Source organism: Saccharothrix sp. ST-888, from assembly GCF_000955975.1.
GTDB lineage: Bacteria > Actinomycetota > Actinomycetes > Streptomycetales > Streptomycetaceae > Kitasatospora.
This window is the reverse complement of sequence record NZ_JYJF01000019.1, coordinates 1-22,312: the sequence shown is the minus strand read 5'-3', so window position 1 is coordinate 22,312 and position 22,312 is coordinate 1. Positions and strand designations below refer to the sequence as shown.

Here is a 22,312-nt window from a genome sequence, read left to right as displayed (position 1 = left end):
CGGCGACGGCCCGCAACCGGCATCGTGTGGAGTGTGAGTACGGACGACACCAAGGGGCCCGCGATGAGCAGCACCACCACCACGAGCACCGACGGCATGGGCCCGCACGGCCGTGACGGCTACGCCGCGCGGCCCGCCGCCGGGCCGGGGGCGTCCTTCTGGCTGGCCCCGGTCACCGCCGCCACCTGGCGGCAGTTCGGCTTCGCGCTGAGCTCCCTGCCCCTCGCCGTGGTGGGCTTCGCCTTCGTCGTCACCTTCTTCGCGGCCGGGCTGGGGCTGGCGATCACGGCGCTGGGCCTGCCGCTGTCCGCCCTGCTGCTCACCGGTGCCCGGGGGCTCGGCGCCCTGGAACGGCACCGGGCCCGCACGCTGCTGGGTGCCGAACTCTCGGGGCCGGCGCCGGTGCGCCCCCGCCGTCCCGGGTTCTGGGGCGGCTGCACCGCCCGGCTGGCCGATCCGGCGGGCTGGAAGGCGGCGCTCTACCAGGTGGTGATGCTCCCCTGGAGCATCCTGAGCTTCGTCCTCCCGACGGTCTTCCTGACGGTCGGCTGGGCGCTGACGCTGTACCCCACGTACCACTGGGTGTTCCACCGGTACCTGGGCTGGCCGGGCCTGCGGGTGGCCGACTTCTCCACCGACACCTCGCACTACCAGTACTACATCTCCTCGCCCTGGCAGATCGCGGGCGTCTCCGTCCTCGGCATCGCGTTCCTCTACCTCGCCGCCCTGCTGGTCCGCGCGGTCAACGGAGTCACCCGGGCCGCCGTCCAGGGCCTGCTCTCCGCTCGCTGACCAGGCATGGACTTTTTTTCAGGGGCGCGGGGGACCGGGCATGGAACTTCAGGGGCGCGGGGAACTGCGCGAAACGGCAGGGTCCGAGGTGCCACGTGCTCACCGGGCCCGGCCGCACGTCGCTCGCTTCCGACTCGCGCAGTTCCCCGCGCCCCTGAAGAGCTGCGCCCCTGAAGAACCGCTGCCCCGGAGAACCGCTGCCCCGCAGGATTGGGCCTACTGGGACCGGGCCGCGGCCTCGGCTCCGCTGCTGTCCTTGGCCGCTTCCGCGCCCGTGGGGGTGGGCGCGGCCAGCAGTCGGAGGATCTCCTCGCCGACCACACGCCGGCGCGAGTACGGCGGGACGGCGCTCGAGTTGCGCAGCTTGTAGTCGACCGCCTCCCGCAGCATGGCCTGCTGCTCGTCGGTCAGCCCGGCGCCGGTGGCGATCGCGCGGGCGGCGAGCAGCGCCTGGAGCAGTTCGAAGGGCGAGAGGTTGCGGTCGATCGCCCTGATGATCAGATCGAGGTTGGCCGGGTCGGGCTTGCCCTGGAGCAGGGCAAGCGCCTGGACCCGCAGGCCCTCCACGCCGGTGTCGAACATCTTCCGGACCTCGGGCGGGGTGTAGTCCAGGGCGCCCGCCGAGGTGGAGGTCTGGCTCACCGAGTCCGCCAGGGTCTGCCGGTCGGCGGTGGACAGCGCCCGTGCCAGCAGCAGTCGGGTGAGCAGCCACCCGGACAGGAACCCGAGCACGCTGAAGTAGACCACCGCCGTCGCCACGAACGCGGACGCGCCCGGCCCGTCCCCGACCATCGGCGCCAGGGCGTCGCCCAGCTGCCGCAGCCGGTGCGGCACCGTGCCCAACTGGGTGAGCCCGGCCCCCAGCAGGATCTTGGTCAGCCAGTCGGAGGCCTGCTCCAGGTTGGTGTTGGGCGCGTAGCTCGCGGTGGAGGTGGCGCTCAGGTCACCGGGGTGTGCGGCGGCGCCGCTGCTGAGCAGGCGGGGTATGCCGAAGAGGAAGCCCACGCCGCCACCGGCCGCCGTGGCCATCGCGGCCACCAGCAGGCCCCCGCCGAGCGTCGCCGTCCAGTGCCCGCTCGCCGCCGCGCAGAGCACCAGCCCCGCCACTCCGGATGCGACCACCCCGGCCAGGCCGTACCGCACTTCCGGCGCGAGCCCGCCGCCGTACCGCGCGTACCTGCGCTCGGCCGCCCTCCCCCGTGTACCGATCACCGACGGCCTCCCCGATTCACCCGTTAGGTCGCAGCGACTGTAGCGGGCGGCGCCGTGGCCGGACAGGGAGTGCAGCGAGGTGTCAGGGGGTGGTCGACCGTTCGTCGGCCGGGGTGTGCGGCCGGTGCCCCAGGCGCCGGCGGACCTGCCGGGCGGAGCTGCGCAGATTGCCCACCACCAGGAGCAGCAGCCACGGTCCCGCGATCAGCAGGGAGTTCCTGACCCAGTTCTGGTGCGAGATCCACAGCGACGCGCAGAAGGAGAGTCCCAGGACGAGGCCGAACCCGGTCACCAGGAGCGCTCTGCGCAGAGGTCTGGTCATCTGGAGGCTCCCGGGCATGGCGGATCACTGTGCCGACCAGTCTTCCCGGCTCACCTTCGAGCGATCCTAACCGTTCCACTGGTTGGGATCGCTGGGCCGGACCTGCCCGGGCCCGGACATGCCGAACCCCCGGGGCCTCTCCATGAGGGTGTCCCGGGGGAGCGACAACATCTGCGCGGTTACGCGTCCGCAGGGCCGAAACCTAGACGGCGGCCTCTGCGGAGGCGCGCCCGAGCGAGTCAGACGCGTCTACGTGCGCAGTTGCGTGGGTACTCAACTCAGGATCACCTCCTTTCGTTCTCTGAGCCCAACCATAGGCAGGCCGAGGACCGGAGGCAACGGAATTTATTCGGGGAACGCAGAAGGCCCGGCAGACGAATCTGCCGGGCCTTCTGGCTACTGAGTAGCGGGGACAGGATTTGAACCTGCGACCTCTGGGTTATGAGCCCAGCGAGCTACCGAGCTGCTCCACCCCGCGTCGGTGAACCCAACAGTACGGGAGAGCCACCGATAAGGGAAATCGCTTCTTCGGCCGCCCCGGGGTGCGGGCGAGCTCAGGCGGTGGTACCGCGCCGGGGGGAGCGCCCGGCGGCCGGGTCGCGGGGCGGGTGGTCCGGGTGCCGGGCGCTTCGCGCGGTCCGGGCCCTGGCCCAGACCGCGAAGCAGACCAGCGCGGCGAAGGAGGGCACCATCACCATCCCGTACACCAGCAGGAAGCCGTGCGTGCCGAGTCCGGCGGCGGCGTTCCAGACGCCGTGCAGGGCCATCGCCAGCAGCAGGCCCGTCGGTGCGGCCACCCGGGCCAGCCAGCGGCGGCCGGTGGTGAGGCTGATCGCGATGCCGAGTCCGGTGAGTGCGCTGAAGAGCGGGTGCGCGAAGGGGGAGAGCAGACCGCGCAGGACGAAGGTGTGGACCGTGGTGTCGAAGTCCCGCAGGCTGGGCGGCGCGCCGAGGCCGATGCCGTCCAGCCGGGTCTGCTGGTCGTCGGTGAACGCCCGCCCGAGGTAGAGGGCGTTCTCGGTGAAGGCGAACCCGCAGGCGGTGACCCCGCCGAGGACCACCCCGGCGGCCAGGGTGCGCGGGCTGGACCGGGCCCGCCGCCGGCCGCCGCGCGGGTGCGGGCCGTGGTAGGTGGCCGGGCGGAAGTACGGCAGCGGGCGCAGGTGGCGCCGCAGCCGCGGGGCGTTGCGCAGGCGGCGCACCGAGCGGCGCAGCGGCGCGGGGGAGCGCCGGACCAGCACGGCGCAGGTGCGCTCGGCCCGGCAGCGGAGTCTGCGGTGCAGGGGGAGCAGCAGCATGACCATGGCGGCGCCCTTGGCGCTCTCCTCGATCAGCGGCGTCGCGAACTCCGCCCCGATCGTCTCGCCGCGCATGCTGCCCTGGTGGGCGACCAGGAAGTCGCTGGCCCAGCCGTTCGCCATGATCGCCACGGTGGTCGCGGCACAGGCGCCCCAGGCGAGGCAGAACAGGGTGTGCCGCAGCGGCACCCGTGCGGTCTGGTTGAGCCAGGCGAGCGCGCCCAGCACGAAGGGCAGCGGCAGCAGGGCCAGGCCCAGGCCGACCAGCAGCCCGGTGGTACCGGTCTGCCGGTGCACCAGCCGCAGGATGAGCACGCCGCAGGCGGCGAGCGCGACGGCGGCCAGCGCGGAGGAGACGGCGGGGTAGCGCAGCCTGGCGGCCCACCCGAGCAGGCGCTCCAACTGGACGTACGGGTGCCAGGGCAGCAGTCGGCCCGCCCGTCGCACCCGGGGCCCCGGGATCGGCCGGGTGCCGGCGGTGTGCGCGGACGCGCTGACGGCGGACCCGGGTGGTTCGACGGCCGCCGGGGCCGCGTCCGGGACGGCGGAGGCGGCTGCGGGGAGGGGCGGCGCGTCGGAGTATGGGCCGTCGCCGGACGGACTGCTCACCTGAAAAGCGTAGGGGAACGGCGCAGTTCCGGGGAGAGTCTCCGCACGATCGGTGTCGGCCGGCTCACCTCGGGTGACGAGACGTCAGGCGGTCGCATCGAAGTCCCCCTGCGGCCGGACCGGGCTCAGCGGCGGCGGAACAGCAGGTCGTGTACGACGTGGCCCTTGGCCATCCCGGCGCGCTCGAACTTGGTGACCGGACGCCAGTCGGGCCGGGGCGCGTAGCCCGGCACACTGCCCGCCGGGTGGTCGGCGGGCTCCAGCCAGCCGGTGCCGTCGCCCTCGGGGTGCAGGTTCTCCAGCTCCGGCGAGGCCGAGAGGACGTCGAGCATCTGCTCGGCGTACGGCTCCCAGTCGGTGGCGCAGTGCACCAGGGCGCCGGGCGCCAGGCGGGGGAGCACCAGGTCGAGGAAGTGCGGCTGGATCAGGCGCCGCTTGTGGTGCTTGGGCTTGGGCCACGGGTCGGCGAAGAAGACCCGCAAGCCGGCCAGTACGGCGTCGGGCAGCATGTCGCGCAGCAGGATCACCGCGTCGCCGGCGGCGAGGCGGACGTTCTCGGAGCCGTCGCGCTCCAGCAGCTGGAGCAGGTTGCCGTGGCCGGGGGTGTGCACATCGGCGGCCAGGATGCCCGTCATCGGGTCCGCGGCGGCCATCGCGGCGGTGGTCTCGCCCATGCCGAAGCCGATCTCCAGCGTGACCGGGAGCCCGCCGAACAGGCTCGGCAGGTCGAGCGGAGTGCCGTCGATCGCCAGGCCGAACCGCTCCCAGCCCCGGTCCAGCGCACCGGCCTGGGCGTTGGTCATCCGACCTCGGCGCGGCTGGAAGCTGCGGATCCGGCGCTCGCTGTGCTGGGCCTCGGTGGCCTTGTGCGGGTACATCGGCGCGGGGTACGCGGCCGGTGCGGCGGAGAGCCGGGCGGACGGGGAGGGCTGGGTGCTGGAGGCGGTGGCAGTCACAATCGCCCCATTCTACGGGGGCGTGCACACCACCGGCCCAGCGCGTGACGCACACCTCACGCCCCCAGTGCACCTCCCCAACGGGCCATGGGCGCCCTACGCGTCCCCCGCCTCCAGGGCCGCGACCGCGCGGCGGGCCACCTCCCGGCCGATCGGGAGCGACGCCGTCGCCGCCGGGGACGGTGCGTTGAGCACGTGGACGGTCCGCCGGGGCGAGGACGGATCGCCCGGATCGAAGCCGGCGAAGGCGAAGTCGTCCAGCAGCGAGCCGTCCCTGGCCACCGCCTGCGCCCGCACCCCGGCCGTGGCCGGGACCAGGTCGGCGGCCGTGACCGCGGGGAGCAGCCGCTGCACGGCGGCCGTGAACGCCCGCTTGGATAGCGAGCGGTGCAACTCGCCGATCTCGTACCGCCAGTGCCGCCGCGCGATCTGCCAGGTGCCGGGGAAGCGCACCGTCTCGGCGAGGTCGCGCGGCCGGACCGTCCGCCAGTCGTACCCCTCGCGGGCCAGCGCGGGGACGGCGTTCGGGCCGACGTGGACATCGCCGTGCACGCCCCGGGTGAGGTGCACGCCGAGGAACGGGAAGGCCGGGTCGGGCACCGGGTACACCAGCCCCCGGACCAACTCCCGCCGCTCCTTGGTGAGTTCGTAGTACTCGCCGCGGAACGGAATGATCCGCACGCCGGGGTCGTCCCCGGTCATCCGGGCGATCCGGTCGCTGTGCAGCCCGGCGCAGTTCACCAGCACCGCGCTGCGCAGCTCCACGCCGCCCCCGATCCGGACGGTCAGCCCGTCCTCCCGCCGCTCGATCCCCTCCAGCTCGCAGCCGGTGCGCAGCAGAGCGCCCGCCTCCTCGGCCAGCGCGGCGTACCGGCGGGCCACCGCGGGGAAGTCGCAGATGCCGGTGGTGCCGATGTGCAGCCCGGCGACGCCGGTCACCTCCGGCTCGTACGCGGCGATACCGGCGGCGTCCAGCTCGGTGACCGGGATGCCGTTCTCCCGGCCGCGCTGCGCCAGGGCGTGCAGGCGCGGCAGTTCCTCCCGCCCGGTGGCCACGATCAGCTTGCCGGTGACCTCGTACGGGATGCCCTGCTCGCGGCAGAAGTCGACCATCTCGGCCGCGCCTTCGGCGGCGTACCTGGCCTTCAGCGAGCCGGGCCGGTAGTACACCCCGCTGTGGATGACGCCGCTGTTGCGGCCGGTCTGGTGGGCGGCGAAGCCGGGTTCCTTCTCCAGCAGCAGGACCCGCAGGTCGGGCCGCTGCCGGGTGAGCGCGTACACGGTGGACAGCCCGACGATCCCGCCGCCCACCACCGTCACGTCGAAGTCGTACGCCACCGCCGCACCTTCTTCCTCCCCGGCACCCGCCGCCCAGGTGCCCGCGGCTGTGATGGTGGCACGGCTGCGGGCACCGGTCGAGTGCACCGGGCGGGGCCGGACTACTTCCAGGGCCAGTCGGCGTCGCGGCCCGCCTCCAGCATCGGAATCAGCCGGAAGGCGGAGTCGCCGAGACCGCCGAAGGTGTGCCGGGCGGCTGCACCGGACGGTGCGTGGCCGGCGGCGTAACCGGCGAGGTTCCAGGTGTACACCGGGACCTCGGCGGGCACGGCCGCCAGCGGGTCACCGCCCCAACTGCCGTACGCCTGCTCGTCGGTGATCACCACCACCCGGTCGTGCCGGGCGTAGTGCCGGGTGACGGCCCCGGCGGTGTCGGTGCCGCCGAGGTTGTGGAACCGGTCCAGCACCTTGAGCACCGACTCGCCGCGGCGCACCTCGACCGGCTGGCTGCTGCTGCCGAACTCCACCAGGTCCGCCCGCTCGGCCCGGACCTTCAGCGCGGTGCCGAAGATCGCCGCCGAGTCGGCCCGGTTGAGCTGGGTCTGCGCGCTCGGCCGGTCGAACATCGAACCCGAGCGGTCCACCAGGATCAGCGTCCGGCCGGGCAGCGCGGGCACGTTGGAGAGCGAGTGCGCGAGCGCGCGCTCCAACGCGTGCCCCCAGCGCAGCGACGGCGCGTTGCGGTGTGCAGCCAGGTAGCGGAACGGGAACTGCCGGGACCTGGCCACCTCGTCCGGGTCGCTGATCCGGCGCGCCACCTCGGCGGCCACCTCGTCCGAGACCCCGGCCTGGTCGAAGTTGCGCAGGTTGCGGACCAGCGCCATCGGACCCATGGACGGGATGACCGCCTCCCAGACGGCCGCGTCCAGCGGGCCCTGGAGCCAGCCGGCCAGCGCCTCCCAGGTCAGCCCGGCCGCGGCCAGCCGCTCGGCGCCGCCCTCGGCGGTGACGACGGCCCGGCGCTGCTCGACGGGCAGGTCGAGGAGCGCACGGTTGGCGGTCAGCAGCGCGTCGCCGACCGGCGGTACGGCCTCGTCCGGGCGGTGGCGCCGGTCCAGCGCGTACTTGAACAGGGCGCCCTGCCAGGGCTTCTCGGCATGCGGCGTGGGGTGGGTCAGCTCCAGGACGTCGCCGAAGCGGTACGCCTTTCCGGTGGTGTCGTACTTGAGCAGCGCCCGGCCGTTGTAGAGCCGGCGGGTGGCGTCGGCGACCCCGCGCTTGACCGGCTGCGGCAGCCGGCGCCCGTAGCGGGAGGTCCAGTAGGCGAGGAACTCGCCCGGCTCGTCCGGCCGTTGCAGCACGGCGTCGATCACCTGACGGGAGTGGCCCGGCGCCTCGGCGTCCAGCCGGGCACGGGTGAACTCGGCGGCCCCGACCAGTGCCGCGGTCCGCATGAAGGCCCCGGTGCGCAGCCACCGCAGCAGTCCGAGGGTCCACTCCGGGTCGCTGACGGCCAGCCGGCGGACCAGCGCGGTGAACCGGTCGTCGCGTGCGCCGCCGCGTTCGTAGAAGGTGTCCTGGCCGACCATGTTGGCCACCGCGAGTAGAAAAAGTTCGGACTTCTCGTCGCGCAGGAACCCGGTGCCGCCCTGGTGGTTGGCCACCGTACGCCCGGTGGTCCGCACGGGCGAGAGCGGACTCGCCTTGGCCTTGCGGACATTGAAACGCGACATGCTGAATCCCCCTGCTGGAAAGGCGAGACGGGGGAGACACAGGGGAGAGCGGGCGCCCGAGGCCGGTAGCGGCCCCGGACGCCCCGGCGCTGTGCCTCCCGAGATCGAAGCGGCAGCGGTGTTGTCGCGGGCTCGAACCGCAGCGCCCACGTGGGGGCACCTACCAGAGAAGTAACCGCTGCCTGCGCACCGGGAGGTGCGGAATGCTGTTCACATATGGGCGTCCAGAGAACAAGAAGCGGCTGAGGTGACAAGCCGCTCTACCGGCTGAGCTACACCGGCCCGAAGCCGGTGACGGGACTCGAACCCGCGACCCGCCCATTGACAGTGGAAGTAACCTCTGCCTGCGCACCTGGACGAGTACGACGGTAGCCAGCCGACCGCCGCACCCGCATCCGAATTACGCCGGTGCCAGCAGCACCAGTCGAGCCCGCTCGGTCAACTCCCGTACCCTGCGCTCGTCCTGGAACGGTTCGAGGCGGCGCAGCATCTCGATCACGTAGTCGCGGCTGCGCTGCGAGGAGATCCGTCCGGCCACCTCGACGGCGCGTTCGCCGGCGGCGACGGCGGCGTCCAGATCGCCCGCCTCGGCCTCGGCCATCGCGGAGACCACCAGCCGCAGACCGTGCGAGCGGACGAAACCCTCGGTGGGCCTGGCCAGGGCCTCGCGGGTGAACTGCCGGACCTTGGCGGGCACTCCGAGATCGCGGAAGCACTCGGCGGCATCGGCGGCCAGCCGGTCGTAGGCGTAGAAGTCGATCCACGCCGGATCGGGATCCCCGGCGCGTGACCGCTCAAGTGCGCCCTCTGCTGCCGCGAGCGCGGTCGCACACGCCTGCGCGTTGCGGCTCTTCGCCTGGGCCCGTGCCTCCACCAGGTGGAAGAAGCTCATCGTGCGGGCGGTCGCCAGACCCCGGTTCCGCTCCAGTGCGGCCTGGGCCAGGTCGACCGCCTCCTCGGCGAAGCCCCGGTAGCTGGCCTGGAGGCTCATCGAGGCCAGCACGTAGCCGCCGAGCGGGACGTCGGCCGCCGCGCGGGCGAGGCGCAGCGCCTGGATGTAGTACCGCTGGGCGGCCTCGTGCTGGCCGGTGTCGAAGGCCATCCAGCCGGCCAGCCTGGTGAGTTCGGCCGTCGCGCCGAACAGCGCCCGGCCGACCGCATCGCTGTAGGAGGCCAGCAGCAGCGGCGCCGCCTCGACCCGCAGGCACTCCGGAACCATCGAGGAACGCCAGTCGCCGCCCCCGTACTTGGAGTCCCAGCGCCGGGCCTCCTGGGCCGCCTCGCGCAGCTTGGCGGCGTCCGAGTGGCCGACCCGGTAGCCCGTCAGGTCCGGGGCCTGTGTCTCGCGGGCCACCGAGCCGTCGGCGGGGGTGATCAGCCAGCGCGAGACCGGTGTCGCGTACGCGGAGACCGAGAACGTCCCGGCCAGGCTGTCGCTCCAGCGGCCGCCGCCGGGGCCGCGGCGCAGCTCCAGGTCGACCCGCCACAGGTCGGTCGCGGACCGCACCGCCTCCGGCACCTCGCGCGGGAAGGCGAGGCCGAGTTCGGGGGTCGGGTCGGTGTCGCCGAGGCCGATCTCGTCCAGCGGGACCGGGCGGCCGAGCTTGCTGCCGATCGCGGACGCGATCAGGTGCGGTACCGGCCCCTGCGGGATCATGCCCTTGCTGACCCAGCGGGCGACCGAGGTCTTGTCGTAGCGGAGCGTCAGTCCGCGCTGGGCGCCCAGGTCGTTGACCCGGCGGGCGAGGCCGGCGTTGCTGATCTGGGCGAGGGTGAGGAGCGTGCCGAGCCGTTCGTTCGGCCCTCGTGAGCTGACGGTCATGGTGGCGGCGGCACCCCCTGGCGGCGTCGTGCGGTGGTTGTGCGGCGGTGGTTTTTCCCGGTGTGCTTCGGTGGTACGTCAGTAGTGCGCGGTGGTGCTCCGGCGGTACTGCGGTGGTGCCTGCGGTGCCGGGGTGGCTCGCGTGCGACTTCCGTGGGCTGCGGCGGTGGGTGGAGCCGCGGTGACGTGCGGAAGTTCGCTCGGGTTTCGAATGCGACGCGTGGAGCCCGGGTGCTGCTGTACCTAGCGTAGTCGTCCGCGTTCCGAGGGTTAAGAGCCTGCATTCCGGATGGCGGGATCGCGCACCTGTCGCGGTCGGCCGCGGACGGCGCCTCGCAGCCGTGCCGTCGGGTCGGACCACGCGTCGCGGACGGCTGTGCTCCGGTCCTGTGCCGATGTGCGCCCGGCCGTGCCCCCTGGCTGGAGCGGCAGGTGGGCGATTCGCTGGTGTCTGTGGGTCGGCCCGTCGTCGAGGACCCGGCGGGCCGGGGGACACCGCTGCCTCCATCCCCGCGGGCGGCGGTGGGTCCGGGAGGGCATGCGGATGCCCTCCCGGGCAGTGCGACGCCTTTCGGCCATCCGTTGATGTCCATGCCAGAAAGGCCGCGCGGGGCGGTCCGGGCCATGGAGGGGGAGGCCCGGCCCGCCCCGACCCGCCTCGGCGGGGAGGTGACCGTCCCGCCCCCGGGTGGTCCGTGGGCAACCGCGGCCGACGCGGGCGGATCCGGTGGCACCATGTCTCCTGGCGGTGCGTCGACGCCTGGAGGTGGAACGGCGCACCTGGTTCCTCGTCAGGTGGAGGCGCGATGCGGTGGCTCACGGGCTGGAGCGGGGGCGCGCCCACAGCGAGCCTGACCGCGTCAACGGGCGTACGCCCGGCGCCCCGTACGGGGTCACAGGCGCGCCCCGCAGCGCACCCGCTCCCCGGCGGACGGGAGTCGGACGCACCGTCAGGCGCCACGGCTCCGCACGCCACCACGGCGCACGCCACGGCCTTCGCACCCCCGGGGACCGTCCGCCCGCTGGCCGCCACCACCCTGTGGTCCGGGCCCAACCCGCTCTGGGCGGTGGGCGACTGGCGCCCCGAGGAGATCCGCCTGGTCACCCTCAGACCCGGTGCCCCGGCCGTGGTCACCACCGGCCTGACCGCCCCCGCCGCCACCGAGGACGACACCCCGGCCACCACCCGCCTCGCCGTCCTCGGCCACTGCGGCGCCTCCGACGCCGAACTCGCCGCCGGTCTCACCTCCGCCCGCGGCGGCGCGGTCCGCCACCTCACCGCCTGGCCCGGCAGCTACACGGTCGTACTCCGGGCCGGCACCCGCAGCACCCTGCTGCTCACCGACCTCGCCGGCGCACTCCCGGTCTTCCACGCCCCCTGGTACGGCGGAACGGCGTACGCCACGGCCGCGCTCCCCCTCGCCGACCTGATCGGCGCCCCGATCGACACCGGCCACCTCGCCGCCCGGCTGGCCTGCCCCGAGTCCCCCGAGGCGCTCGGCACCGGCACCCCGTACCTGGGCGTCCAACGCGTCCCGCCCGGACACGTGCTCGGGATCCGCAGCGGCCGCCCGTACGTCGCCCCGTACGAGCACGAAACCACTCCCGGCCGGCGTGAGGAGGCACCGGCGGTCCGTGAACTGACCCGCGCACTCCTGGAGTCCGTCCGCTGCCGGGTCCGCACCTCGACGCCCGTCGGCGACCGCCCCAGGCTCGGCGTGGACCTCTCGTACGGCACCGCCTCCGCGACCGTCGCCCTGCTGGCCGCCGCCGTACCGATCGGCCCCTCGGCGGCCTCCGCCGGTCCGGGGAGCACAGGGCCGGCCGCCGCCGCGCGGAGCGGTGCGGTGAAGGGCTCCTGGGCCCGGCCGACGGCCGCGATGGCCCGCCGGGCGGCCGAGGAGTCGGCCGGTGGCGAACTGCTCACCGCCGTCACGGTCGCCGAGGCCGATCTCGACGGCACGGGCACCGGCGGCGCGGGCACCGACGGTGCAGGCAGCCACGCCACGGGCGCCGACGGTACGGGCGCCGACCGGGCGGGCTCCGGCGCGCGCACCGGAGGGGTGACGCTCGCGGTGGAGGCCCCGCGCCTGCACCACATCGTGCTGCCGCCGACCCTCCCGTACGCGGAACTCGTCGGGCTCACGGCAGCCGGCCGGACCACCGCGCGCGCCGAACCGCCCGCCGGGTCCACCGGGCCAGCGGAGGCCGGCGAGCCCGCCGGGTCCGCCGGGTCCGCCGGACCCACGCCACCGGCCGGGCCGGGCGACCCACCGCCCGAGCTGCCGCCGGGACCGCTGACCGACGAACCCGGTCCCGCGCTGATCGCCACCGCACGGCTGGGCGGCCGGTTCAGCCTCGGCGGCGCGGACCACCTCACCGGCTACGGCGCCCGCCAGGTCCTCGACGGGCACCCGGCCCGGCTCGCCGACCTGGTCAGGGACGGGCGCTCCCGCGAACTCCTCTCCCCGGTGGCCGCGCTGGCCGGGGCCGACCTCGCCACCGCCGGCACCTTCGACGGCGCCGTCCGCACCCCCGTCGGCGTCCTGCGCGCCGCGCACCGGCTGGCCAGAGCGCAGTACGCCGAGGCGCTCGACGACGCCGCCGTCCGGCTGACCGCCCGCCGCTTCGCCCGGCGTGGCAGGACCGCCGGCGAGAGCTCGGCCGCCGACCTCGCCTGGTGCGTCCCGGGACCGGCCGCGCGCTTCCTCTCCGACGACGCGCTCTCCGCCGTCGCCCTCCGCCTGCGGCTCGCCGCCCGGGGACCGGTCCCCACCGAACCGCCCGGGGCCCGCCGGGCCAGGCTCGCCCTGCACCGGCACGCCGCCGAGTACCGCACGCTGCTCCAGGCCGCCGAGCAGCACGGCCAGCGGCTGCACGCGCCCTTCCTGGACAACCAGGTGGTGCGCGCGGCCCGGCTGCTGCCCGACCGGACAAGGCTGCAGCCCGGGGCGCGGCACGCGCTGCTGCGATCCGTCCTGACCGGTGCGGGCCGCACCGACCTGCCCGCCGACTGGGGCCGGGGCCCGCGCCCGGACCGTACCGGCGCGGCCCGCACCGGCCTGCGCCGGGCCGCCGACGGACTCACCGAGCTCTTCCACCGCCCGCTGCTCGCGGAGGCCGGACTGATCGACCTCCCGGCCGTCCGGGACGCCCTCGCCCGCGCCGCCGACCCCACCGCCGACCTGCCGGCCGGCACCCTGGCCGGCCTCGCGGACCTGGTCGCCACCGAGCTCTGGCTCCGCCGCGTCCGGGCCCGCCGCCACGGCTCCAGCTGGACCGGGCTCCCCCAACCCGACCGCCCGGCCCTGCTCCGCCCGGCCTGACGGGAGCCGCCCGGGGGCGCGTGAGGCCGGGCGAGCGCCCCTGGGCGGCTCCTCGGCTGCTCCCACCCGCCTGCTCCGGGCAGGCGATCGAGGGAGTGCGGGCCGCGCCGCCTTCGCCCCTCCTCCGCCGGACGTCCCCGAGAACGCCCACCGACTGCAGTGGTTCGCCGCCGCCCTGACGGTCAGTCATGATGAAGAGACCAGCTCAGAGGAGGCCCCCGTGCCCGATGCCCTCCCCGTGTTCGGCGCGCCACCCGCCGCCGACCCGCCCGGCGTGCTGGCCGCCTGCGACGGCTCGGACGGATCGCTCTGGGCGCTGGACCGGGCGATGACCGAGGCGCAGCTCTTCGGACTGCCGCTGTACGTCCTCGCGGTGGTCAACCCGTCTCCGGGCGGCTACCCGCCGGGGATGGTCGAACTGGTGCAGGAGGGCATCGACCGGATGACCGCGAGCATGGCCGACGGACTGCGCAGGGCCGTCGCCACGGTCCAGGCGGCCCGCACGCAGCCGTACACCGGGGAGCTCGCGCTGCATGTGGTGCTGGGCAACGTGATCGAGGTCCTGCTCTCCTGCACTCCGGGCCAGCACACCCTGGTGATCGGCACCCGGGGCAACGGCGGTTTCACCCGGCTGCTGCTCGGTTCGGTCAGTACGGCCGCCGTCCACCACGCCGCCTGCCCGGTCCTGGTGGTCCCGGCTCCGCCGGCGCACTGACGCCGACCGTCGGTCCCCCCGAGCGGGAGGGGAATTCCTGCAGGTCGGGGAGGGTTCACCCGTTCGGCCCGAATCCCCACCCCCGACAGGAGCCCAGCGTCATGAAGGTCGAGATCTACTCGGACATCGCCTGCCCGTGGTGTTTCATCGGCAAGCGCCGCTTCGAGCAGGCGCTCGACCTCTTCCCGCGCAAGGACGAGGTCGAGGTGGTCTTCCGCCCCTACCAGCTGGTCCCGGACGCTCCCGAGCAGGCGAGCCCGCACCGGGCCTGGCTGGCCGAGCGCTACGGCCCGCAGTCGGTCGCGATGGACGCCCGGGTCGCCGAGCTAGGCAAGGCGGAGGGCATCGACTACGACTTCGACACCGCGCTGCACGTCAACACCTTCCTCGCCCACCGGCTGCTGCACCTCGCCGAGACCGAGTACGGCGCCCGTACGCAGGTCGCGCTGAAGGAGAGCCTGCTGACGGCGCACTTCAGCGACGGCGTGGACGTCGGTGACCGGGAGCAGCTCACCCGGATCGCCGTCGCCGCCGGCCTCGACCGGGACCGGGTGGCCGGCTACCTGGCGGGGGACGAGGGCACCGCCGAGGTCCGCGCGCAGCTCGCCGAGGCCCGCGCACTCGGTATCACCGCCGTCCCGACCTTCGTCTTCGAGGGCAGGTGGGCCGTCCAGGGCGGCCAGGAGGCGTCGACCTTCCTCCGGGTCCTGGAGCAGGTGGCCGCCGAAACCGCTGAGGCCGCCGAGCAGCACGGGCAGGACCGGCAGACCGGGCCGGCTGACGCCGACGCGGCCTGCGCGGACGGCGCCTGCGCGGTCTGACGGCCGACCGGGGGCTCGCCCCTCAGCTGCACATGAACCGCGCGTCCGCCCAGTCGGCCAGGCTGATCAGCCCCCAACTGCCGCGCTCCGGGGTGACGACCAGCCGGATCGTCCGGCGGCCCTCCAACGGGACCTGCACGCGGACGGGGGCGTCGCCCCGTTCGAACCCGGCGGACTGCCACAGCACCGTGCCGTCGCTGTCCTGCACGCTGAAGACGACCTTGCCGAACCGCAGGGTGACGTCGTCGAGACCGGCGACGGCCTGGAAGGACGAGCAGCTGCGGTTGAGGTCCACGGTCACCGTCGAGGACGGGTGGGTGCTCAGCCCGTGCCGGTAGTGCCGACCGCTGATCCAGGCGTCGTCGCGCTGCCAGACCCAGTCGCTCGCGCTGCGCCGGATGGTCGGGCCCGGCGGCGGCTGGCGGTTCGAGCCGTGGCTGAACGGAAGGTCGTTCACCCAGAACTCGGTCGGCGGGACCGGCGGCGGTGACGGCACGACGGTGGGCGTCGGGACCGGCGGAGGCGTGATCGGGGGGTCGGTCGGCAGGTCCGGCGGGGTCGGGGTGGGGACCGTCGGCGGCTCCGGTTTCGGCGGCTGGGGCACGACGGGCACCGGGACCGGCGGCGTCGAGGCGGCGGCCCGGCTCGGCCGTGGTGTGGGCTCCGCCTGCCGACTGGGCGTGGGCGCAGGTGTGGGCGTGGGCCCGGGTGTCGCCGAAGGCGGGGGAGTGCCGGGCGGGGCCTGCCTCGGCGGGGCGACCGCCGGGGGCAGCGCGGGCGAGGAGGCCACCGGCGCGGCCTCCGGCTCCTTGGGCTCGGGCGAGCCGGTCAGCGCGTACGCGGCGACGGCGGCCGCCGCCACCACGACACCGGCCGCGATGCCCGCCTTGGCGACCGCTCCCATCCCCTCACCGGCGACAGCGCCGGCTCCGCCGCCGCTGCCCGCCGCGCCACCGGCAGCGGCCGTACCCGAGGCACCGGCCGCCCCGGCGCCCCCGGTGGCCGCACCGCCACCGGCTGCCGCGCTGCCGACCACCGCCGTCGCACCGGCGGCGCCCAGACCGAGAGCGGCGGCCGCCGCGGTGAAGTACCCGGTCCCGACCCAGACCAGCACGCCGCCGGGGAGGATCGCCCGCAGCCCGGTGTTGATCTCGGCCAGTTCGAGGTACGCGGCCGTGCAGCGGTCGCAGGTCCGGACGTGCCTGCCCACCTCCGCCGAGGCGCGCTTGCGCAGCGAGCCGCGGGCGTACGCGCCGAGCCGGTTGGCGTACGCCTCGCAGTCCTGGGCCTGGCTGCCCGACACATGGGCCTGCAGGAAGGCGGTGGCCAGCCGGTCGCGTGCCCGGTGCGCCTGGACCGCCGTGGCGTTGGCGGTCTTGCCGAGCAGTACCGCGACGGTCTTCGGCGACTCGCGCTCGACCTCGGTGTGCCAGAGCACCGCCCGGTCGTCCTCGGGGAGTTCGACGAAGGCCTGCATGACCATCCGCTGGTCGGCCATCGCCATGGCCCAGGCGTCCGCACCGGGGTCGGCCAGGTCGAGGTCCACGGTGGCGGCCGAGGTCTGCGCGAACGTGCCGAAGTCGTCGATGAGTTGCTCGCGCCGCTCGCTGCGGCTCCAGGCGGCGGCGACGTTCCTGACCGCCGTCAGCAGATAGGCCCGGACCGCGAAGTCCGGACCCTTGCCCGACCGCAGGGCCTGGAGGGTGCGGGCGAACACCTCGCCCGCCAGGTCCTCGGCGGTGAAGCTGTCCCGGCAGCAGGTCCGGGCATAACGGCGCACCGAGTCGGCGTGCCGCCGGTAGATCTCCTCGTACGCACCGTCGTCACCGGCCCGCACCAGGGCGGTCAACTCGGCGTCGGACGGTGGGCGTTCGCCGTCCACCGGGTCGGCGGGGGCGGGCACCACGGCGCGGGCGAGGCCGTCCCTGGTGCCGGCCCGGTCCCGGCCCGGACCCCGGTCGCTGCCGACGAACGCCTCCGGGGTCACTCCACCCTGCCCGGCCGGCGCCTGCCCCGGCACCCGTCCGGAGAGCGGCTCCCGGATCGGCACGCCGCCCTGGTCCGGCACCTGGTTCGACGCCGGGCCCTGCTGGTGGCCCGGCTTGTGGCCCGGCGTCTGGTGCGGCGTCTGGTGCGGCGCCTGATGGGGTGACTGGTGCGGCGTCTGGCCCGGCCGGTCGAGGCCGTAACCGTGGTCGTTCTGCTCCTCGGCGCTCAACGCGGCCCCCAGCGCTCGACCCGTCCCAGACCGCCGATGCCGTCACGGCCCGGCGCGCCGTGACCGCCGGTGTGACCCGACGGGACGGCACGCGGATGCGCGGCCGCACCCTGGGCACCCACAGTCGGGCGAACGGCACGCAACGGGACAATGGCTCCAACCACGGCCAAAGAATGGCATAGTGCGGCGGTCACCGGTAGCCGGATCGTCCGCGACCCACTCTTCCGGGCAGCCTTTCGTGGGTGTGTTCGAGTCGGAACTGCGCCGAGTCAGCGTGCCCGTAGACCGTTCAACAGGATCTGCAGCAGTCGGCCGCCGGGCGAATCCTCCGTCAACTCTCCCGAGGTCCGGCTGTCCAAGTCCCGTGCACCGAGACCGCCGCCGCCCGCGAAGGAGCCGGGCCCGGCCACGGCGGCGGCACCTCGTACGGGCTGTCCCTGGCTCACGTGCACCGGTACGGCGGCGGTCAGCACCAGCACCACGTCCGACACCGTGACGCCGGGCCGCAGTTCACCGGCCGCCCTGGCCCGCGCGACCAGCGCCGCCAGCAGGTGCAGCAGCAGCCGGGGGTCGGCGTCGCAGGCCGGCTGGGCGTCGGCCTCCGAAGCGCGCTGCTCGGGCACCCACGGCTCCGTGAACCCGAACTCGCCCACGCGGTGCTCGCCGATACCCTGGGCGCGGAAGCCCCTGGTGTCGAAGTCCCTTGCCCCGAACCCCGCCGGGGGAGCGAACCCGGGCGTGCCGAACCCCGACCCGCCGAAGCGCTGTTCCGCGAAGTACTGCTCCGGCAGCGTGTGCTCGGGCAGCCGCTGCTCGGGGACGTGCGGTACGGCTGCCGTGCCGAGCTCCTCGGCGTAGCGGAACGCCGAGGGCGGCAGCAGCCGACCCGCGCCCGAACCGACCGCCCGCGCCAGATAGCCGGCCAGTGCCTCCCACGGGTCCGCGCCCCCGTGCAACGACTCCCGCGCCTGCTCCGTCAGCCACGCGACCTCCTCGGCCGCGATCCGCTGGACCAGCACCTCCTTGCTCGGGAACCGCCGGTACACCGTGCCGACCCCGACCCCGGCCCGCCGCGCCACCTCCTCCATCGGCGCGTCGTAGCCGAGTTCACCGAAGACCTCGCGGGCCGAGCGCAGCACGCTCTCCAGGTTCCGGCGGGCGTCCACCCGCAGCCGGGCGGGTCCACCGCCGCGCGTGGTGTCCTCGGACGCGCCGTAGCCGCCGTGTGCGCCGTACGCGCCGTGTCCACCCGGCGCGGAATGTGCTCCGTACGCTGCGCTGTGCGCGCCGTGAGCGGCGGAGCCGTACGACTCGCCCGCCCCCGGGCCGCGCTGTTCGGGTACGACACCGTCGACCGTACCGGCCGCGCCGCTCCCGCCAAGGCCGCCGTTGCCGCTCTCGGCTCCCGATGGCACCGGGCGGCCGAGCACTCGTTCCTGATCCGTCATCCCAAACCTCCCCCCGCAGGCGCCCGGCATCGGGCGTCGCTGCCTGGCCAGTTCGCACCCCCCCGGTGCGCGCAGTTCCGCCACCCAGGACAGGGCGGCCTTCCTCGACCACCCTTCCCCGGTTCACCCTGGCGCAGTCGGGCACCGCGGTGGTTGTGGCACCGGCCGATTCCGGGCCGACGCACAATCCGACCATAGTTCAAGGAAGTTCGGGGGAGAAGTGGCCCTAAATCCCAACGCAGGGACAGATCTCGCCCGTCCGTAGCGGAGCCTTCCGTACCGCTTCCGGTACGTCCTGTGGACAAGAAGCCTCCCCGCAGGGCGTTATTGAAGCGTGAAGCAGGTCACATCGGCAGGGGGTGCCCCCATCAGGATCCTGATCGTCGGCGGTGGCTGCGCCGGAATGTCCGCCGCACTCCGTCTCCAACAGCTGCTCAGGCCCCAACTCCGCAGCGGCGGAACCGAGATCACCGTGGTCGAGCCGCAGCCACATCTGACCTACCAGCCGCTGCTCGCGGAGGTGGCGGCCGGCTCCATCGACCCGAGGCACGTGGTCGTACCGCTCCGCCGGGTGCTGCCGCACTGCCGGGTACTCACCGCCAGGGTCACCCGGATCGACCACGCCTCGCGCCGGGCCTGGATCGACACCGCCCCACGCGGCGAGCACGGGACGCCCACCGAACTCGGCTACGACCTGCTGGTGGCGGCTCCCGGCTCGGTCTCCCGCACCGCCCCCGTCCCCGGACTCGCCGAACACGGCCTTGGATTCGCCACCGTCGGGGAGGCGGTCCAGCTGCGCAACCACGTCCTGGAGCAGCTCGACCTCGCCTCCTCCACCCGGGACCCGGCGCTCCGGCAGGCCGCGCTCACCTTCGTCTTCGTCGGTGCGGGGTACGCGGGCGTCGGGGCGATCGCCGAACTGGAGGACATGGCCCGCTACGCCGCCAAGGGCTATCACAACCTGGCCGCCGAGGACCTGCGCTGGGTGCTGGTGGAGGCGACCGACCGCATCCTCCCCGAGGAGTCCCCCGAACTGGCCGCCCACACCCTCGCCGAACTGCGCGACCGCAGCGTGGACGTACGCCTCGGCACCACCCTCGACTCAGCCGTCGACCGGGTGATGACACTCTCCGACGGCAGTCGCTTCGCCGCCCGCACCCTGGTCTGGACGGCGGGCGTGCGCCCCGCACCGCTGCTGCGCGACACCGACCTCCCACTGGACGCCGCAGGCCGGGTCCGCTGTCTGCGCACGCTCCAGATCGTCGGGCCGGACGGCGCCCCACTGCCCGACGCCTGGGCCGCCGGCGACTGCGCGGCCGTACCGGTCGGCACGGCTCCCGCTTCGAAGGCCGCTTCCGTGGCCGCCGCCTGCTCGGATTTCCCGGCGGATTCCTCCCCGCATTCACCCGCGGATTCCCGCTCGGAGGCAGCTCCCGGAGCCGATGTCGCGCTCTGCGCGCCGAACGCCCAGCACGCCCTCGCGCAGGCCGGGCTCCTCGCCGCGAACATCGCCGCCGCGCTGGCGGGCCGCCCGCAGCACCCCTACCGGCCCGCCCGGCAGGACTGCTCGACCTCGCTCGGCATCGGCCGGGGCGTGGCGCACACCAAGCGCGGCCACCTGACCGGCCGCCGGGCCTGGTGGCTGCACCGGGCCCGGCACCTCCAGCGGCTGCCCAGCCCGGACCGGCGGGTCCGGGTGCTGACCGACTGGCTGCTCGGCAGGCTGTTCAAACGGGAAGTGGTGTCTCTCGGATCGGTCGAGCACCCGCGCTCGGAGTTCGAGGCGGGTTCCCGGGAGCCCTGAAGCCGTCCGAGGCCATCCGCGTCCGGGCCGCCGCACGGCGGTCCGGACGAGCCGCCGCTGCACCCGTCGACAGGTCCCACCGGCGACCCGTACGCGCCGCAATGGTCATACGACTTCCGAAACCGGGTCCCGGCCTGACAGGATCTGCCCCAACCACATCATCACGGCGAGTGGCGATGTGCACACAAGATGTGATTGTCCGCCTGGAAACTGACCGAGGAAGCGGCCGAGTTTGAATCTCATGCGCTGGAGCGCCCGGCTCACCGGAGCCCCGTGGCGTGCCGCTCCCACCAGTCCGCCCGGCGACCCGGTCACCGTCCCAGGACCGCGCGACCCCAGTGTGATCCCCGGCCTGCTCGACCCACGCGACATCCAGGAGCTGTACGACCTCAGGGACGTACTCGCCCGGCTCCCCGCGCCGGTCGCCGTGACCTACGGTCCGCTGCACCAGCTCGGCTATGCCAACCGCGCCTACCGCGAACTCTTCGGCGAACGCACCAACGGACTCCCCGCCTGCGAAGCCCTCCCCGAGCTCTCCGCGCTCGGGGTGCTCCCGCTGATGGACCAGGCCATCCGCAGTCGCCGGCCGCGCAGCGTCAAGGCCCGCTGCATCCTCGGCCTCGGCGGCAACCGCTACTACAACGTCTCCTGCGTGCCGCTCGGCGGTGCAGAGGGGAACGACACGGGCCCTCCGGTGGGTGTCCTCATCTTCGCCGCCGAAGTCACCGACCAGGTCCAGGCCGCCGCCCGCCTGCGCGAGGCCGAGCGCCGCCAGCGCGAGGCCGCGGTCACCCTGCAACGCAGCCTCCTCCCGCAGAAACTCGAACAACCCGCCGACCTGCGCGTCGCCGCCACCTACCAGCCCGGCGGAGCCGACGCCGCAGTCGGCGGCGACTGGTACGACGTCATCGGCCTGGGCGGCGGCCGGACCGCGCTCGTCATCGGCGACGTCATGGGCCGAGGGCTTCGCGCAGCCGCCGTCATGGGACAGCTGCGCACGGCGGTCCGCGCCTACGCCCGCCTCGACCTGCCGCCCCACGAGATCATGGGCCTGCTCGACAGCATCGCCATGGAGATCGACGCCAACCAGATCGCCACCTGCACCTACGCGGTCTGGGACCCGGGCGGCGCCACTCTGCTCTATGCCTCCGCCGGCCACCTCCCGCTCCTGCTCCGCTGCCCCGACGGCACGGTCCTGCGCGGCGAGGAGCAGAACGGCCCGCCCCTCGGCACCGGTGGCGGCACCCACCACTCCCACACCCTGCGCCTGCTACCGGGAACGACGGGTGTCCTCTACACGGACGGCCTGGTCGAACGGCGCGACGAGGACATCGACCAGGGCCTCGACCTCCTCGCCCGCACCCTCAGCGGCGCCCTCGGCGACCCCGAGATCGTCTGCGCCCGCCTGCTCCGAGCCATGGGCGTCACCGCCGAGCACGACGACGACGTCGCGGTGCTCGCCTTCCACGTCCCGGATGCTCCGGGCCTCGACCCGCCCCTTGACTCGGATGTGGTGGAGGTCTAGAGTACTTCGAGCTGCCTGGCAGGGAGCACCGGACACGCATCTGCGCGGACGGCCCCGGGGTAGCCAATCCTCTGAAACACCACTTTCTTCTGTTCGAGCTGAGTCGTGCCCTGGCATGCCTTGGCTTGAATTGTTGTGTGCTTTTCTGGATTGCGGCCGGATTCGCTTCTCGGAGCGGGGATCGGCTAGGGTTTGGAGCGTCGGACGGGCCGTCAGGTCAGCCCGGCAAAAGCCTCCTGAAGGCCGGGAAGCGCGAAAGACGGTCAGAGCAATCTGATAGAGTCTGGAACGCCGAAAGGCCGAAGGAAAGCGGATCGGATGAGTGAAACTCCGGAAACGGAGCGGAAAACATCTGATAAGCTGGAAACACGAAAGAACGAAGCGCCCGGAGGGCCCGCTGGAAGGCGGCCTGAAGGAAGCGTCCGTTCCTTGA

At 74.1% G+C, this 22,312-nt stretch carries 16 protein-coding genes and 1 tRNA gene; 6 read left to right on the top strand and 11 right to left on the bottom strand.

What is annotated here, in order from left to right:
• Positions 1 to 33 precede the first annotated feature (33 nt).
• Complete coding sequence (locus UK12_RS09685; protein WP_156178630.1) at positions 34 to 792, top strand: sensor domain-containing protein; 759 nt, start codon at positions 34 to 36, stop codon at positions 790 to 792.
• A 216-nt stretch (positions 793 to 1,008) separates the two neighbouring features.
• On the opposite strand, the gene UK12_RS09680 is transcribed toward UK12_RS09685, so the two are convergent.
• The 8 genes from UK12_RS09680 to UK12_RS09645 all read right to left on the bottom strand — a co-directional run bounded on the left by UK12_RS09680 (position 1,009) and on the right by UK12_RS09645 (position 10,022).
• Complete coding sequence (locus UK12_RS09680) at positions 1,009 to 2,004, bottom strand: hypothetical protein (protein WP_045301805.1); 996 nt, start codon at positions 2,002 to 2,004, stop codon at positions 1,009 to 1,011.
• Between the two features lie 82 nt (positions 2,005 to 2,086).
• Positions 2,087 to 2,326, bottom strand: a complete 240-nt coding sequence (locus UK12_RS09675; RefSeq protein WP_045301804.1) for a hypothetical protein — start codon at positions 2,324 to 2,326, stop codon at positions 2,087 to 2,089.
• Between the two features lie 404 nt (positions 2,327 to 2,730).
• A tRNA-Met gene (locus UK12_RS09670) sits at positions 2,731 to 2,804 on the bottom strand.
• A gap of 76 nt (positions 2,805 to 2,880) precedes the next feature.
• Positions 2,881 to 4,233, bottom strand: a complete 1,353-nt coding sequence (locus tag UK12_RS09665) for a PrsW family intramembrane metalloprotease (RefSeq protein WP_045301802.1) — start codon at positions 4,231 to 4,233, stop codon at positions 2,881 to 2,883.
• A gap of 125 nt (positions 4,234 to 4,358) precedes the next feature.
• Complete coding sequence (gene trmB / locus UK12_RS09660) at positions 4,359 to 5,111, bottom strand: tRNA (guanosine(46)-N7)-methyltransferase TrmB (protein WP_082119473.1); 753 nt, start codon at positions 5,109 to 5,111, stop codon at positions 4,359 to 4,361.
• A 174-nt stretch (positions 5,112 to 5,285) separates the two neighbouring features.
• Positions 5,286 to 6,527, bottom strand: a complete 1,242-nt coding sequence (lhgO, locus tag UK12_RS09655) for an L-2-hydroxyglutarate oxidase (RefSeq protein ID WP_045301892.1) — start codon at positions 6,525 to 6,527, stop codon at positions 5,286 to 5,288.
• Positions 6,528 to 6,628: 101 nt separating this feature from the next.
• A complete protein-coding gene (locus tag UK12_RS09650) occupies positions 6,629 to 8,200 on the bottom strand; it encodes a TROVE domain-containing protein (RefSeq protein WP_045301798.1) in 1,572 nt (523 codons plus the stop codon).
• A gap of 400 nt (positions 8,201 to 8,600) precedes the next feature.
• On the bottom strand, positions 8,601 to 10,022 hold the full coding sequence (locus tag UK12_RS09645; protein WP_045301796.1) for a hypothetical protein: 1,422 nt from the start codon (positions 10,020 to 10,022) through the stop codon (positions 8,601 to 8,603).
• Between the two features lie 806 nt (positions 10,023 to 10,828).
• Between UK12_RS09645 and UK12_RS44340 the strand changes: the two genes are divergently transcribed.
• From UK12_RS44340 to UK12_RS09630, 3 genes are all read left to right on the top strand, one after another.
• The gene (locus UK12_RS44340) at positions 10,829 to 13,348 is read left to right on the top strand and encodes an asparagine synthase-related protein (protein WP_156178629.1); all 2,520 of its coding nucleotides are present in this window, start codon (positions 10,829 to 10,831) and stop codon (positions 13,346 to 13,348) included.
• Positions 13,349 to 13,568: 220 nt separating this feature from the next.
• Positions 13,569 to 14,063 (top strand): universal stress protein, encoded by a 495-nt coding sequence (locus UK12_RS09635; RefSeq protein WP_052681756.1) that lies wholly within the window; start codon positions 13,569 to 13,571, stop codon positions 14,061 to 14,063.
• A 101-nt stretch (positions 14,064 to 14,164) separates the two neighbouring features.
• Positions 14,165 to 14,884 carry a DsbA family oxidoreductase gene (locus tag UK12_RS09630; RefSeq protein WP_045301794.1) on the top strand — a complete coding sequence of 240 codons (720 nt, stop codon included), beginning with the start codon at positions 14,165 to 14,167 and terminating at the stop codon, positions 14,882 to 14,884.
• 22 nt (positions 14,885 to 14,906) lie between these two features.
• On the opposite strand, the gene UK12_RS09625 is transcribed toward UK12_RS09630, so the two are convergent.
• Positions 14,907 to 17,102 (bottom strand): sigma-70 family RNA polymerase sigma factor, encoded by a 2,196-nt coding sequence (locus tag UK12_RS09625; RefSeq protein ID WP_052681754.1) that lies wholly within the window; start codon positions 17,100 to 17,102, stop codon positions 14,907 to 14,909.
• A gap of 269 nt (positions 17,103 to 17,371) precedes the next feature.
• Complete coding sequence (locus UK12_RS41095) at positions 17,372 to 18,550, bottom strand: TetR/AcrR family transcriptional regulator (protein WP_082119468.1); 1,179 nt, start codon at positions 18,548 to 18,550, stop codon at positions 17,372 to 17,374.
• 334 nt (positions 18,551 to 18,884) lie between these two features.
• Between UK12_RS41095 and UK12_RS09615 the strand changes: the two genes are divergently transcribed.
• On the top strand, positions 18,885 to 20,354 hold the full coding sequence (locus tag UK12_RS09615) for an NAD(P)/FAD-dependent oxidoreductase (protein WP_269432004.1): 1,470 nt from the start codon (positions 18,885 to 18,887) through the stop codon (positions 20,352 to 20,354).
• A gap of 241 nt (positions 20,355 to 20,595) precedes the next feature.
• Positions 20,596 to 21,879: a PP2C family protein-serine/threonine phosphatase gene (locus UK12_RS09610; protein WP_052681750.1), complete on the top strand. Its 1,284-nt coding sequence runs from the start codon at positions 20,596 to 20,598 to the stop codon at positions 21,877 to 21,879.
• A gap of 217 nt (positions 21,880 to 22,096) precedes the next feature.
• Here the strand turns inward: UK12_RS09610 and UK12_RS43125 are convergent.
• Positions 22,097 to 22,312 (bottom strand): hypothetical protein (locus tag UK12_RS43125; RefSeq protein WP_231591118.1); only part of this gene is annotated, 216 nt, incomplete at its 5' end.